The following is a 13,782-nucleotide window of genomic DNA, read 5'->3' on the forward strand; positions in this document are numbered from 1 at the left end:
CTTACCCGGCGGCGTCGAACCGGCTCCCCTCCCAGCGCGGGCCGTACCCGCGCACCTCCAGGACGCGCGGCTCGTCGGCGCCCAGGAGCTCGGCGTCCGAGGCATCCGTCATCGTTCCCGCGCCGGCGCCCTCTGGACGTTCGATGACGATGTCGAGCCACGATTCGGCGACGTCGTCGAGGAGCCCCGCGCCCCACTCGACGACGACCACCGAGTGGGCGAAGTCGAGGTCGAGGTCGTCGAGGAGCTCGGGGGTACCCAGCCGGTAGGCGTCCACGTGCACGAGCGGCGGCCCGCCGACGAGGCTCGGATGCGTGCGAGCGAGCACGAACGTGGGACTCTGCACGGGCGCGCGTACACCGAGGCCCTCGCCGAGGCCGCGCGTGAGCGTGGTCTTGCCCGCTCCGAGCGGGCCGGTGAGCACCACGAGGTCGCCCGCCCGCAGGAGGGTGCCGAGCTCCCGGCCGAACGCCTCCATCGCGGCGGCGTCGGCGATCTCGATGCGCATCACGCGCCGCCCACGTAGGTGCGCGGCACCCGGGGGCCGATGCGCGTGACGATCTCGTAGCCGATGGTGTCAGCCGCGTCGCCCCAGTCGTCGGCCGACGGCGCACCGGTCGCCGGGTCGCCGAAGAGCACGACCTCGTCGCCGACCGCGACGGCGTCATCGCCGACGTCGACGAGGAACTGGTCCATCGCGATGCGTCCGACGATGCGGCGTCGCGCGCCGGCGAGCCAGACCTCGCCCCGGCCGGACGCCTGCCGGGGCACGCCGTCGGCGTAGCCGAGCGGCACGAGCGCGACGGTCGTGGGGCGGTCCGCGCGCCAGGCGTGACCGTACGAGACCCCGGTGCCGGCATCGATGCGGCGGACGGCCGCGACGCGACCGCGAAGGGTCATCGCCGGCCGCAGGCCGAGGTCGGCGGCCTTTGTGCCGTCGCCGAACGGCGGGATGCCGTAGATTCCGATGCCGAGGCGAACGAGGTCGTAACGCGACTCGGGCCGTCGCAGGGCGCCCGCGGTCGACGCGATGTGCCGGACCTCGGGGGCGAGTCCGGCAGCGGATGCCGCGGCGAGCGCCGCCTCGAACGCGGCGAGCTGCGCAGCATCCTCCTCGGCCGACGTGTTCGCGAGGTGGCTGAAGATGCCGCGCACGCGGACGCGCCCCGCGCGCTCGAGACGGACGGCCGCGGCGACGGCCTCGGCCCACGCCTCGGGTGCGACCCCGTTGCGGCTGAGTCCCGTGTCGATCTTCAGGTGCACGCGGGCGGGCCGTCCGACTGATGCCGAGGCCGCCACGATGGCCTCGAGCTGCGCGAGCGAGGAGACGCCCAGGTCGACATCGCGTTCGACCGCGGTCGCGAACGCGGCGTCGGGGTCGTGCAGCCACGCGAGGAGCGGTGCGCGGATGCCCGCGGCGCGGATCGCCACGGCCTCGGCGAGGTCGGCGACGCCGAGCCACGTCGCACCCCCGGCGAGCGCGGCACGCGCGACCGGCACCGCCCCGTGCCCGTACGCGTCCGCCTTCACGACGGCCATCGCCTGCGCGGGCGCGACGAGCCGCGCGAGGTCGGCGACGTTCTCGCGGATGGCGTCGAGGTCGACGACCGCCTCGCGGAACGGCCGCGTCGCGGCATCCGCGTCCGGGCTCGCGTTCACACGACGCCCCGCTCGGCCTCGAGCACCACGAAGGCGCTCGCAATTCCCGCGTCGTGGCTCATGGAGAGGTGCACGCGGTCGATGCCGAGGGTCCGCAGGTGCGCGGCGAGGCCGCCGGTGAGCTCGAAGTCGGGATTGCCCTCGGCGTCCTGCACGACGCACATCTCATGCCAGCGGATGACGGCGTGCCCCCCGAGCGCCTTGATGAGCGACTCCTTCGCCGCGAACCGCGCGGCGAGCGATCGCGCCGGGCGATCGCGTTCGCTCTCGGCGAACAGTCGCTCCACGAGACCCGGGGTCCGCGCGATCGAACGCTCGAAGCGCGCGATGTCGACGACGTCGATGCCGATACCGATGATCACCGCGCCTCCCGACCCAGGGTCGCCCGGCTCATTCCACCGTCACGGACTTCGCGAGGTTGCGCGGCTGGTCGACGTCGAGGCCCTTGGCCTGCGCGAGCTCCATGGCGAAGATCTGCAGCGGCACCACCGCCAGCAGCGGTTCGAAGAGGGGCGCCGCGAGCGGGATGCGCAGCACCTCGTCGGCGAACGGCAGCACCGCGGCATCCCCGGCCTCGGCGATCGCGATGACGCGCGCCCCACGGGCGCGGATCTCCTGGATGTTCGAGACGACCTTCTGGTGCAGGTTCGCCGAGCCGCGCGGGCTCGGCACCACGACGAAGACGGGCTGGCCCGGCTCGATGAGCGCGATCGGGCCGTGCTTGAGCTCGCCGGCGGCGAAGCCCTCAGCGTGGATGTAGGCGAGTTCCTTGAGCTTCAGGGCTCCCTCGAGCGCGATCGGGTAGCCCACATGACGCCCGAGGAACAGCACAGAGCGCGTGTCGGCCATCCAGTGCGCGAGCTGCCCCACGCGATCGATCTGCTCGAGCACGGTGCGGAGCTTTTCGGGCACCGCCTGCAGCTCGGCGAGTTGCGCCGCGAGCTCGTCGGGGCCGAGCGTGCCGCGCACGCGGGCGAGGTGGAGGCCGAACAGGTAGAGGGCGGCGATCTGGGCGACGAAGGCCTTCGTCGAGGCCACCGCGACCTCTGGGCCGGCGTGCGTGTAGACCACCGCGTCGGATTCGCGCGGGATGGTGGCGCCCTGCGTGTTGCAGATCGAGATCGTGCGCGCCCCCATCTCCCTGGCGTACTTGACGGCCATCAGCGTGTCCATGGTCTCGCCCGACTGGCTGATCGAGACGACCAGGGTGTCGGCGTCGAGTACGGGGTCGCGGTAGCGGAACTCGTGGCTGAGCTCCACCTCGACCGGCACGCGCGCCCACTGCTCGATGGCGTACTTGGCGACCATCCCGGCATAGGCGGCCGTTCCGCATGCGATCACGGTGATGCGGCGGATGGCCCGCAGCTCGTCGTCGCCGAAGTCGGCGAGCTCGGGGATCACGACCCGGCCCTCGTCGACCCGGCCGAGGAGCGTGTTCGAGACGGCCTCGGGCTGCTCGGAGACCTCCTTGCGCATGAAGGAGGACCAGCCGCCCTTCTCGGCGGCCGAGGCGTCCCACGCGACATCGAACGGCTCGACCTCGACGGCGTCGCCGGCGAAGTCGGTCACGGTGACGTCGTCGGCGGTGAGCGTGACGATCTGGTCCTGGCCGATCGCCACGGCTCGCTTCGTGAACTCGACGAAGGCCGCCACATCCGACCCCAGGAAGTTCTCGCCGTCGCCGAGGCCGATGACGAGCGGGGAGTTGCGCCGTGCGCCCACCACGACGCCGGGCTGGTCGCGGTGCACCGCGAGCAGCGTGAACGCGCCCTCGAGACGCGAGACCGTGGCCCGGAACGCCTCGGTGAGCTCGCCCGTGCGCCGGAACTCGCGGCCGAGGAGCACGGCGGCGACCTCGGTGTCGGTCTCGCTCTCGAACGCATAGCCCTCGGCGAGCAGTTCGTCCTTCAGCTCGGCGAAGTTCTCGATGATGCCGTTGTGGATGAGCGCGAGCCGGCCGTCGTCGCCGAGGTGCGGGTGCGCGTTCCGGTCGGTGGGACCGCCGTGGGTGGCCCAGCGGGTGTGGCCGATGCCGGTGCCGCCGCGATGGAGGGGAGTCGCCTCGAGGTCGTCGGCGAGCACCTGGAGCTTGCCCGCGCGCTTCGCCGTCTCCATCACGCCGTCGTCGTCGACGATCGCCACCCCCGCCGAGTCGTAACCGCGATACTCGAGGCGGCGAAGACCCCCCATGAGGACGTCGAGGCTGTTGCGCTCTCCGACGTATCCGACGATTCCACACATGGAGGCGATTCTAGTGTCGCGGCGCTGTGCGCCCGCCGCGTGCGTGCACCTCCTGGGCCGCGCACCGCGACACTAGACTGTCACGGTGCTTGATCCGCAGAGCCCGTTGCCGCACGGCGCGCAGATCACGCCGTTCATCGAGCTCGATCGGGCGAGCTGGGCCGCCCTTGCGCCGTCGATGCCGGCGCCGCTCAGCGAGATCGAGATCGTGCAGCTGCGCGGCCTCGGGGAGCCGCTCGATCTCCGCGAGGTCGCCGAGGTCTACCTGCCGCTCAGCCGCCTGCTCAACCTGTACGTCGGCGGCACGAAGTCGCTGCACGACGTCACGAGCGAGTTCCTGAGGAAGCGGCCGGAGCACACGCCGTTCGTGATCGGCGTGGCGGGTTCGGTGGCCGTGGGCAAGTCCACCATCGCGCGGCTGCTCCGCGAGCTGCTCACGCGGTGGGAGCACACGCCTCGAGTCGAGCTCGTGACCACCGACGGATTCCTCTTCCCGAACGCCGAGCTCGAGCGCCGCGGCCTCATGGCGCGCAAGGGGTTTCCCGAGTCGTACGACCGGCGGGCGCTGCTCCGATTCGTGAGCGAGGTGAAGGCCGGGGCGGCCGCGGTACAGGCCCCGTTCTACTCGCACCTCGCCTATGACATCGTGCCGGACGCGCGGATCACCGTGCGCCGGCCCGACGTGCTGATCGTCGAGGGCCTCAACGTGCTGCAGCCGCCGGGACCCGGGCACCGGCTCGCGGTGAGCGACCTGTTCGATTTCGCGATCTACGTCGACGCGCGCACGAGCGACATCGCCAGATGGTACGAGGAGCGGTTCCTGAAGCTCCAGCGCGGTGCGTTCTCGAATCCGCGCTCGTACTTCCATCGGTACGCGAGCCTCTCCGAGGACGAGGCGCGCCAGCGTGCCCGCGAGATCTGGCACTCCATCAACGAGCCCAACCTGCTGCAGAACATCCGGCCCACGCGGTCGCGCGCGTCGCTCGTGCTGCGCAAGAGCGCCGACCACGCGGTGTCGAACGTGCTCCTGCGCAAGCTCTGAGACCGGGGGTCAGCGCGCCGAGCGCGCCGCGCTGCGGCATCCGGGCCGACTCCGCGCATGGCGTACGGAAGCAGGACGACACCCCGCTCCGGTCGCGGAAGCAGGAACGGCCCGCCTGAGCCGGCCACGGCCGCCTGCCTTCGGACGCGGCTCAGACAGCGAGGCTTCGACGCACGACGGCCGCGAGTGCGGCAGCGTGGCGTTCGGCCGTCTCCTGCTCGGCCGCCTCGACCATGACGCGAACCATCGGCTCGGTGCCCGACGGCCGCAGCAGCACGCGTCCCGAGTCGCCCAGCTCCGCCTCGGCCGCGGCCACGGCGGCGGCGACCTCGGCGTCGTCGTGCAGCGCGTTGTGGTCGACGCCGCGCACGTTCACGAGCACTTGCGGGTACACCGTCATCACGGACGCCAGTTCGGACAGGGACTTGCCCGTGCGGTTGAGCTCGGCGGCGAGGTGGAGCCCGGTGAGCACCCCGTCACCCGTGGTCGCGTACTCGGTCATGATCACGTGACCGGACTGCTCGCCGCCGAGCGCGAGGCCCTCCGCGGCGAGCGCCTCGAGCACGTAGCGGTCTCCGACCTTGGTCTCGATGACGCGGATGCCGCGCTCGGCCATGGCACGCCGCAGGCCGAGGTTCGACATGACGGTGACGACGAGGGTGTCGTCAGTGAGACGCCCCCGTTCGTGCATGGACAGCGCGAGGATCGCCATGATCCGGTCGCCGTCGATCACGTTGCCGTCTGCGTCGACGGCCAGGCACCGGTCGGCGTCGCCGTCGTGGGCGATGCCGAGATCCGCGCCGTGCTCGAGCACGGCCGCCTGCAACGGCTCGAGGTGCGTGGAACCGACCCCGTCGTTGATGTTCATGCCGTCGGGGTCGGCGCCGATGACGACCACCTCGGCGCCCGCGTCGCGGAACGTCTCGGGCGACACGCCCGCGGCCGCGCCGTGCGCGCAGTCGAGCACGACCTTGAGCCCTTCAAGCCGGTTCGGCAGCGTGCTCAGCAGGTGCACGACGTAGCGATCCTCGGCGTCGGCGAAGCGGCGGATGCGGCCGACGCCGTCGCCCACCGGCGCGAGCTTCTGTCGGCCGAGGAAGGACTCGATGCGGTCCTCGACCTCGTCGGGCAGCTTGGTGCCGCCGAACGAGAAGAACTTGATGCCGTTGTCGGGCGCCGGGTTGTGCGACGCCGAGATCATGACGCCGAAGTCGGCGCCGATGGAGTCGATGAGGAACGCGGCCGCCGGCGTCGGGATGACGCCCGCGTCGAGCACGTCGACGCCGGAGCTCGCGAGGCCCGCCGACACGGCCGCAGTGAGGAACTCACCGGAGACGCGCGGGTCGCGCGCGACGACGGCGACCGGGCGGCGACCGGCCGCGCGGCGTTCGTCGGCGTGTCGTCCCTGCGTGAGCACGGCGGCAGCCGCCTGGGCGAGGCCCAGGGCCAGGTCAGCCGTGAGATCACGGTTGGCGAGGCCCCGGACCCCGTCGGTTCCGAAGAGCCGGGGCATACGGAGGACCGGAGGTCCGGATCAGCGCTTCGAGAACTGGGGCGCCTTGCGGGCCTTCTTGAGGCCGGCCTTCTTCCGCTCGATCACGCGAGCGTCGCGTGTGAGGAAGCCGGACTTCTTCAACTTCGGGCGGTTGTTGTCACGGTCGATCTCGTTCAGCGCACGCGCGATCGCGAGGCGCAGCGCGCCGGCCTGGCCCGAGGGGCCGCCGCCGGTGATGCGGGCGATCACGTCGTACGAGCCGGTGAGCTCGAGCACCGTGAACGGGTCGGTGATGAGCTGCTGGTGCAGCTTGTTAGGGAAGTAGTCCGCGAACTCACGGCCGTTGACCGTGATGGTGCCGGCGCCGGGGATGACGCGCACGCGCGCGATGGCCTGCTTGCGTCTGCCGACGGCCGCGCCAGAGACGTTGAGCACCGGCCGCGGAGTGGCCGGAGCCGCCTCGGGGGCGCTCTCGGTGCTGTAGCTCTCGGGAGCCGCTTCGATCTGGTCTGCGATCTTCGCCATGGTGGTGTGAATCCTTATTTCGAGAACGTCGAGTGCGCCGGAGTTACTGGGCGACCTGGGTGAGGGTGTACGGCTTCGGCTGCTGGGCCGCGTGCGGGTGCTCCGGACCGGCGTAGACCTTCAGCTTCTTCAGCTGCTGACGGCCGAGCGAGTTCTTGGGGAGCATTCCGCGGATCGCCTTCTCGACGGCGCGGACGGGGTTCTTCTCGAGGAGCTCGGCGTAGCCGACGGCCTTGAGGCCGCCCGGATAACCCGAGTGACGGTAGGCCTTCTTCTGCTCGAGCTTCTGGCCGGTGAGGGCCACCTTGTCGGCATTGATGATGATGACGAAGTCACCGGTGTCGACGTGGTTCGCGAAGATCGGCTTGTGCTTGCCGCGCAGGAGCGCGGCCGAGTGGCTCGCGAGGCGGCCGAGCACGATGTCGGTGGCGTCGATGACGACCCAGTCGCGCTGGATCTCGTTCGCCTTCGGGGTGTAGGTGCGCGTCACAGTGGTGCTGCTTTCTGATCGAGTGAGGGGTTCGTGAATCCCGCTCCGTTGGGTGTTCGGCCGCTCACGCGTTCGAACGCCCGGTTGGAGGGCTCAACATCGGGCACCGCCCTTCGACCGGCTCAGGGAGCGGCAGTGACGGCACCAAAGAGACAGCCTAGCCGACGACACCCTCGGTGTGCAATTCACGGCGCGCCCTGGTCTGCACCGCGCGCCGCTCCAGCTCGGCGTCGTCGGGGTAGCCCACCTCGGTGAGCACGAGCCCCTTCGCCGGCATCACCTTGAACGCGCTGGTGCGCTCGGCGGCGCGAAGCAGCGCGAGCGGGTCGGATGCCTCGAGCCGGCCCTCCCCCACGGCCACGCACGCCCCTGCGAGCGCGCGCACCATCGAGTGGCAGAACGCGTCGGCCTGGAGCGACGCGACGAGGACGCCGCCGTCCGCCCGCCGCCACGTGTAGGACTGCAGCGTGCGGACGGTCGTCGCGCCCTCGCGCGGCCGGCAATACGCCGCGAAGTCGTGCAGTCCGAGGAGCGACCGCGCCGCGGCATCCATCGCATCGACGTCGAGTGGCCTGGGGATCACGACGGTACGCCGCCGCTCGAGCGGGTCGCGAACGGATGCCGCGTCGGCCACGCGGTACTCGTAGCGCCGCCAGGTCGCCGAGAACCGGGCGTCGAACCCGGCGGGCGCTCGTTCGGCGTAGGTGATCACGACGTCGGCGTCGGCGCCGATGATGCCGGTGAGGCGCCGGCCGAGCGCGGCCTCGGGCGTGGCGTCGGGGTCCCGGCCGCGACGCGGTCGTGCGACGGCGGCGAGTGCCGGCTCCGAGACATCGAGGTGCGCGACCTGCCCGAGGGCATGCACGCCGGCATCGGTTCGCCCGGCGACCGTGAGGCGCGGCCGCTCGCCGGTTCGGCGGAAGAGCGTGGCGAGGGCGTCCTCGAGCACTCCCTGCACGGTGCGGAGCCCGGGCTGCCGGCTCCAGCCGCTGAAGTCGGTGCCGTCGTAGGCGATCCCGAACCGGATCCGGACGACGGGGGTCGCGGCATACGTGCCGACGCCGTCGCGCCCGCTCGTCTCGCTCACGCCTCCAGCCTACGGCGCGGCACGCCCCGCGACCGTCGCCACGACCAGTCCCAACGCCGTGGGTTTCCCTTCCTGCGCGGCGTGCCCGTTCCACGGGCCACGCCGCGCGGGAACGGGAAGATGGGACGGGAGGGTCGAGCCGCGAGACGACCGAGGACCCGGATGCTGCGGCATCCGGGTCCTCGACGGAACGTGACGAACTACTTGGCCTCGACGGTCTCCTCGGCTGGCGTCTCCGCCGACTCCACGGATGCCTCGGAACCCGCGGCCTCGTCGACCGCAGCCTCGGCCTCGGTCACGACCTCCTCGGGGGTCTCCTCGACCACCGGCTCCTCGACAGGTGCCTCCGCGGTCGCGGGCTTGGCGGCGCGCTGCTTCTTCACGACCGGTTCGAGGACGAGCTCGATGACCGCCATGGGGGCGTTGTCGCCCTTGCGGTAGCCGATCTTCGTGATGCGGGTGTAGCCGCCCTCGCGGTCGGCGACCTGCGGCGCGATCTCCGTGAACAACTTGTGCACGACGGACTTGTCGCCGATCACGGCGAGGACGCGACGGCGCGCGTGCAGGTCGCCGCGCTTGGCGAACGTGATGAGACGCTCGGCCAGCGGGCGGAGCCGCTTGGCCTTCGTCTCGGTCGTGGTGATCCGCTCGTGCGTGAAGAGCGCTGCGGCGAGGTTCGCGAGCAGGAGCCGCTCGTGCGCGGGTCCGCCTCCGAGGCGGGGCCCCTTGGTGGGCTTCGGCATGGTTCGTTATCTCCAGTGGTGGGGGGTCAGTACGGCGGGCGAAGGCGACGGGTCACTCGTCGTCGAAGCCCGTGTAGAAGTGGGCGCCGTCGAATCCGGGCACGGAATCCTTCAGCGAGAGACCCATCTCGGTGAGCTTGTCCTTGACCTCATCCACCGACTTCTGGCCGAAGTTGCGGATGTTCATGAGCTGCGACTCCGACAGGGCGACGAGCTCGGAGACCGTGTTGATGCCCTCGCGCTTCAGGCAGTTGTAGCTGCGCACGGACAGGTCGAGGTCCTCGATCGGGATCGACAGTTCGCTCGAGAGCACGGCGTCGACGGGCGCGGGGCCGATCTCGATGCCCTCGGCGGCGGCGTTCAGCTCGCGTGCGAGGCCGAACAGCTCCGTGAGCGTGCGACCCGCCGAGGCGATGGCGTCGCGCGGCGTGATGGCCGGCTTCGTCTCGACGTCGACCACGAGGCGGTCGAAGTCGGTGCGCTCACCGGCACGCGTCGCCTCGACGCGGTAGGTGACCTTGAGCACCGGCGAGTAGATCGAGTCGACCGGGATCTGGCCGGCCTCCGAGTACTCGTTGCGGTTCTGGCTGGCCGACACGTAGCCGCGCCCGCGCTCGATCGTGAGCTCGAGCTCGAACTTCGCCGAGTCGTTGAGCGTCGCGATGACGAGCTCGGGGTTGTGCACCTCGACACCGGCCGGAGCGGAGATGTCAGCGGCGGTGACCTCACCGGCGCCCTGCTTGCGGAGGTACGCGGTGATGGGCTCGTCGTGCTCGCTGGAGACGACGAGGTTCTTGATGTTGAGGATGATCTCGGTGACATCCTCCCTGACGCCCGGGACGGTCGAGAACTCGTGGAGCACGCCGTCGATGCGGATGCTCGTCACGGCTGCGCCGGGGATAGAGGACAGGAGGGTGCGACGGAGCGAGTTGCCCAGGGTGTAGCCGAAGCCCGGCTCGAGGGGCTCGATCACGAAACGCGAACGGAACTCCGAGATGTTCTCTTCGGTGAGCGTCGGGCGCTGTGCGATCAGCACTGTTGATTCCTTTCGGCAGGGTGTCCGCTATATGACACCTGCGAGGTCGAGGATCTTGAGTTGTGAGAGAACGTGTGGCCGGTCGAGCGGGCCCCGTCAGAGCCGTATCGAGACCAGGGGATGCCGCCGGAGTCTCGATACGGGCGCAGGCGCCCTACTCGACCGACGACGGAGAACTAGACGCGGCGACGCTTCGGCGGGCGGCATCCGTTGTGCGCCTGCGGCGTCACGTCGTTGATGCTGCCGACCTCGAGGCCTGCGGCCTGGAGCGAGCGGATGGCGGTCTCGCGGCCCGAGCCCGGACCCTTGACGAAGACATCGACCTTCTTCATGCCGTGCTCCTGCGCCTGACGCGCGGCCGACTCGGCCGCCAGCTGCGCGGCGAACGGGGTCGACTTGCGCGAGCCCTTGAAGCCGACGCCGCCCGAGGACGCCCAGCTGATCACGGCACCGTTGGTGTCGGTGATCGAGACGATCGTGTTGTTGAACGTCGACTTGATGTGGGCCTGGCCCACGGCGATGTTCTTCTTTTCCTTCTTGCGCGGCTTGCGAGTAGCCGCCTTGGGTGCTGCCATGTGTGAAATCTCCTAGATCTGGCGACGAGCGGTTACTTGCGGCCGGGCTTCTTCTTGCCGGCGACGGTGCGCTTCGGGCCCTTGCGGGTACGAGCGTTGGTCTTGGTGCGCTGGCCGCGGACCGGGAGACCGCGACGGTGGCGCAGGCCCTGGTAGGATCCGATCTCGACCTTGCGGCGGATGTCGGCGGCGACTTCACGGCGGAGGTCGCCCTCGACCTTGAAGTTGCCCTCGATGTAGTCGCGGAGGGCGACGAGCTGCTCGTCGCTGAGGTCCTTCACGCGGATGTTGCCGTCGATGCCGGTCTCGGCGAGAGTGGTGAGCGCTCGCGTGCGGCCGACGCCGTAGATGTAGGTCAGTGCGATCTCCACGCGCTTCTCGCGCGGGATGTCGACTCCTGCCAGACGTGCCATGTGTGGCTTCTCCTGTTTCGAAGTGGAGGTGTGGAGCAGCGCCGGTGCCCGGGCCTCCGACCCGAGGTGTCCCCGCAACATCCGGGATGTCGCGGTTCTGGCGTTGCCGTTGCGGTGTTCAGTTGTGGGTGCGGGATCTCGATACGCGTCGCTTCGCGGCGCTCCTCGATCTTGAGCCTTCGGTTGAGCCCGCTTCGCGGCCTCAACCTTCGGCTCAACCCTGGCGCTGCTTGTGCCGCGGGTTGCTCTTGCAGATGACCATGACGCGGCCGTGGCGGCGGATGACCTTGCAGTGGTCGCAGATGGGCTTGACGCTGGGGTTGACCTTCACAATGTTTCCTTGGTTTTCGCTGTCCTCGTACCCGCGGGGTGCCGCGGGCCGTTACTTTCCAGCGGTCCTCACTTGTAGCGGTAGACGATGCGGCCGCGCGTCAGGTCGTACGGGCTCAACTCCACGATCACGCGGTCCTCGGGGAGGATGCGGATGTAGTGCTGGCGCATCTTGCCTGAGATGTGCGCGAGTACCTTGTGCCCGTTCGTGAGTTCCACTCGGAACATCGCGTTCGGGAGTGCCTCGATGACCGAGCCTTCGATCTCGATGACGCCGTCTTTCTTGGCCATAGCCTCACTATCGCTTGGAGTTCAGGATGCTGGTCGTGCGATGATGTTGCGCACGACGACGGATCCGTCGGGCCGAGGCCGTCGGGCATGCCGAAGCGGGCGTGCAGAACACCAAGGATCAACTATAGGCGATTTCGGGCCGTCGCGCCAGTCGAGGCCACCAACCTCGCGCGGCGCCCGCGAGCCGGGGCGGGTCTTCGGCTCGGCGGGCTACCCGGCAGCGCGCGCGGCCTTCGCCTCGGCGACCGTCGCGACCAGCCCGGGTTCGAGCGGATGCCCCGCCGCGGTGCCCGTGACCTCGTGAACGAAGGCGGCGGGTTCGCGGGCGGCGAGGAGCACCCCGAGCTCCACGCTCTCGGGATCGGCCGGCACATCGAAGCGCAGGGCGGCGCCGACGGCCGCGAGCAGCCCGTCGGCCGGCTGCCCCGCCGACGTGAGCTCGGCCGCGGGCCCGATGAACCGCTCGTGGCGCCCGAGCTTGCGCAGCGGCTGCCGGCCCACGCGTTCGACGGTGTCGGGAAGCTCGGGGTTGCGGAACCGCTCGAGGATCCGCGCCCGGTAGCCGGCCTGTTCCGCATCGGTGAAGCCGTGCTTCGCCACGATGAGCGCGCTCGTCTCCCCGAGCGCCCGCTCGACGCCGGCCGCGACCCGGGGATCGGCCAATGCGTCGCTGATCCGCTCGTGACCGGCGAGGAATCCGAAGTACGCGGTCGCCGCGTGTCCCGTGTTCACGGTGAAGAGCTTCCGCTCGATGTACGGCGCGAGGTCGTCGACCAAATGCGCGCCGGGGATCTCGGGCGCGGCGCCGCCGAACGGCGGCCGCTCGACCGCCCACTCGAAGAAGGTCTCGAGTGGTCGGATGCCGCGAGCGCCTCGATGAGCTCGGCGTTCACGTCGGCGAACACCACCTCATAGCCGGCCTCGTGCAGGAGGAGCCCGACGAATCCGCGGCCGATGTTCACGGCGCCGAAGTGGACGGCCTTCACGATGCGTTGACCTCCGAGAGGAGGGCGTGCGGCTCGGCGGCGGTCGGCGCGGCGACGAGTCGCTGCACCCCGTCCTCGTCGGAGAAGATGATCGCGATCTTCGACAGGATCTCGAGGTGCTCGTTCTCGATGCCCGCGATGCCGACCACGAAGCGGGCCTCCTCCCCGTCCCAGTCGACGGGCTCGTCGTACCGGATGACCGAGAGCGCCGACCGGCGGATCTGGTCCTTCGCCTCGTTGGTGCCGTGCGGGATCGCCAGGAAGTTGCCCATGTAGGTCGAGACCGAGCCCTCGCGTTCGAGCATGGAGTCGATGTACCCGGGCTCGACGGCACCAGCGTCGACGAGGATGGCCCCCGCCTCGCGGATCGCGTCGTCGCGGCTGGTGGCGCGGGCGGCGAGCCGGACGTGGTCGGCCGGCAGGATCTGGTCGGTCATGGAGTTCTCCTTCTTCCTCGTCGTTCTCGTCGATTCTTTCGTCGGGTCGGGGCGGTGGTCGGATCGTGCCGGCGGAGGCGACGCGGCCGCCCGAGCCGCGGCCGCCTCCGTGGAGGGGCCGCGCCTCGGGCGTCGCGTCATCCGGATCGGGCGGTCAGCGGACGCCCTCCGACTGGATCATCATCATCACGATCTCGTCGTACTTCGGCGAGTTCATGAAGTTCTCAACCGACACGTGGATCGCGTTCGGCGACTGCAGCCTGGCCCGCTCGGTCAGGTCCTGGTGCGTGATGACGAGGTCGGCCGACTCGTCGAGGTTCGCCATGGCCTAGTGTCCTGCGCCGGTAGTTCGTTGGAGTAGTCGTTTGAGGGAGTCGAGGATCTGCTCGGCGGGCTTGGTCCAGACGAAGGGCTTCGGGTTTTCGTTCCACC

Annotated in this window: 17 protein-coding genes and 1 pseudogene; 1 reads left to right on the plus strand and 17 read right to left on the minus strand. The window is 70.3% G+C overall.

Features of this window, described 5'->3' with window-relative positions; genetic code table 11:
• Window position 1: 1 nt before the first annotated feature.
• From tsaE to glmS, 4 genes are read right to left on the minus strand one after another with little or no spacing between them, the layout of a single operon-like run.
• Entirely contained in the window at window positions 2–508 is a 507-nt protein-coding gene (gene tsaE / locus IEX31_RS06545) for a tRNA (adenosine(37)-N6)-threonylcarbamoyltransferase complex ATPase subunit type 1 TsaE (RefSeq protein ID WP_188742630.1), read from the minus strand.
• Window positions 508–1,659 carry an alanine racemase gene (gene alr / locus IEX31_RS06550; protein ID WP_188742631.1) on the minus strand — a complete coding sequence of 384 codons (1,152 nt, stop codon included), beginning with the start codon at window positions 1,657–1,659 and terminating at the stop codon, window positions 508–510. The genes tsaE and alr overlap by 1 nt, the downstream gene beginning before the upstream one ends.
• Window positions 1,656–2,021 (minus strand): holo-ACP synthase, encoded by a 366-nt coding sequence (locus tag IEX31_RS06555; protein ID WP_188742632.1) that lies wholly within the window; start codon window positions 2,019–2,021, stop codon window positions 1,656–1,658. The genes alr and IEX31_RS06555 overlap by 4 nt, the downstream gene beginning before the upstream one ends.
• 28 nt (window positions 2,022–2,049) lie before the next feature.
• Entirely contained in the window at window positions 2,050–3,900 is a 1,851-nt protein-coding gene (gene glmS / locus IEX31_RS06560; RefSeq protein WP_188742633.1) for a glutamine--fructose-6-phosphate transaminase (isomerizing), read from the minus strand.
• Between the two features lie 85 nt (window positions 3,901–3,985).
• On the opposite strand from glmS, the gene coaA reads away from it, so the two are divergent.
• Window positions 3,986–4,942, plus strand: a complete 957-nt coding sequence (coaA, locus tag IEX31_RS06565) for a type I pantothenate kinase (protein ID WP_188742634.1) — start codon at window positions 3,986–3,988, stop codon at window positions 4,940–4,942.
• Between the two features lie 151 nt (window positions 4,943–5,093).
• On the opposite strand, the gene glmM is transcribed toward coaA, so the two are convergent.
• The 13 genes and pseudogenes from glmM to IEX31_RS06630 all read right to left on the minus strand — a co-directional run bounded on the left by glmM (window position 5,094) and on the right by IEX31_RS06630 (window position 13,675).
• Window positions 5,094–6,455 carry a phosphoglucosamine mutase gene (gene glmM / locus IEX31_RS06570; RefSeq protein WP_188742635.1) on the minus strand — a complete coding sequence of 454 codons (1,362 nt, stop codon included), beginning with the start codon at window positions 6,453–6,455 and terminating at the stop codon, window positions 5,094–5,096.
• Between the two features lie 21 nt (window positions 6,456–6,476).
• The gene (gene rpsI, locus IEX31_RS06575) at window positions 6,477–6,962 is read right to left on the minus strand and encodes a 30S ribosomal protein S9 (RefSeq protein WP_188742636.1); all 486 of its coding nucleotides are present in this window, start codon (window positions 6,960–6,962) and stop codon (window positions 6,477–6,479) included.
• 43 nt (window positions 6,963–7,005) lie between these two features.
• Window positions 7,006–7,452 (minus strand): 50S ribosomal protein L13, encoded by a 447-nt coding sequence (rplM, locus tag IEX31_RS06580; RefSeq protein WP_188742637.1) that lies wholly within the window; start codon window positions 7,450–7,452, stop codon window positions 7,006–7,008.
• A 157-nt stretch (window positions 7,453–7,609) separates the two neighbouring features.
• A complete protein-coding gene (locus tag IEX31_RS06585) occupies window positions 7,610–8,539 on the minus strand; it encodes a tRNA pseudouridine synthase A (protein WP_188742638.1) in 930 nt (309 codons plus the stop codon).
• A 200-nt stretch (window positions 8,540–8,739) separates the two neighbouring features.
• A complete protein-coding gene (gene rplQ / locus IEX31_RS06590; protein WP_188742639.1) occupies window positions 8,740–9,282 on the minus strand; it encodes a 50S ribosomal protein L17 in 543 nt (180 codons plus the stop codon).
• A 52-nt stretch (window positions 9,283–9,334) separates the two neighbouring features.
• Complete coding sequence (locus IEX31_RS06595) at window positions 9,335–10,318, minus strand: DNA-directed RNA polymerase subunit alpha (RefSeq protein ID WP_188742640.1); 984 nt, start codon at window positions 10,316–10,318, stop codon at window positions 9,335–9,337.
• Window positions 10,319–10,494: 176 nt separating this feature from the next.
• The gene (gene rpsK, locus IEX31_RS06600; RefSeq protein ID WP_022889749.1) at window positions 10,495–10,893 is read right to left on the minus strand and encodes a 30S ribosomal protein S11; all 399 of its coding nucleotides are present in this window, start codon (window positions 10,891–10,893) and stop codon (window positions 10,495–10,497) included.
• A gap of 32 nt (window positions 10,894–10,925) precedes the next feature.
• Window positions 10,926–11,306, minus strand: coding sequence for a 30S ribosomal protein S13 (rpsM, locus tag IEX31_RS06605; protein WP_188742641.1), 381 nt, complete (start codon window positions 11,304–11,306; stop codon window positions 10,926–10,928).
• A gap of 214 nt (window positions 11,307–11,520) precedes the next feature.
• On the minus strand, window positions 11,521–11,637 hold the full coding sequence (rpmJ, locus tag IEX31_RS06610) for a 50S ribosomal protein L36 (RefSeq protein ID WP_005050492.1): 117 nt from the start codon (window positions 11,635–11,637) through the stop codon (window positions 11,521–11,523).
• A gap of 68 nt (window positions 11,638–11,705) precedes the next feature.
• Entirely contained in the window at window positions 11,706–11,927 is a 222-nt protein-coding gene (infA, locus tag IEX31_RS06615) for a translation initiation factor IF-1 (RefSeq protein WP_011186713.1), read from the minus strand.
• A 210-nt stretch (window positions 11,928–12,137) separates the two neighbouring features.
• Window positions 12,138–12,913 (minus strand): annotated as a pseudogene (locus IEX31_RS06620) (mannitol dehydrogenase family protein).
• Window positions 12,910–13,350, minus strand: a complete 441-nt coding sequence (locus tag IEX31_RS06625) for a PTS mannitol transporter subunit IIA (RefSeq protein WP_188742642.1) — start codon at window positions 13,348–13,350, stop codon at window positions 12,910–12,912. Before IEX31_RS06625 ends, IEX31_RS06620 begins: the two are co-directional and overlap by 4 nt.
• A 154-nt stretch (window positions 13,351–13,504) precedes the next feature.
• A complete protein-coding gene (locus IEX31_RS06630) occupies window positions 13,505–13,675 on the minus strand; it encodes a hypothetical protein (protein ID WP_188742643.1) in 171 nt (56 codons plus the stop codon).
• Window positions 13,676–13,782: the final 107 nt, after the last annotated feature.

Source organism: Agromyces bauzanensis (assembly GCF_014645655.1).
Lineage (GTDB): Bacteria > Actinomycetota > Actinomycetes > Actinomycetales > Microbacteriaceae > Agromyces > Agromyces bauzanensis.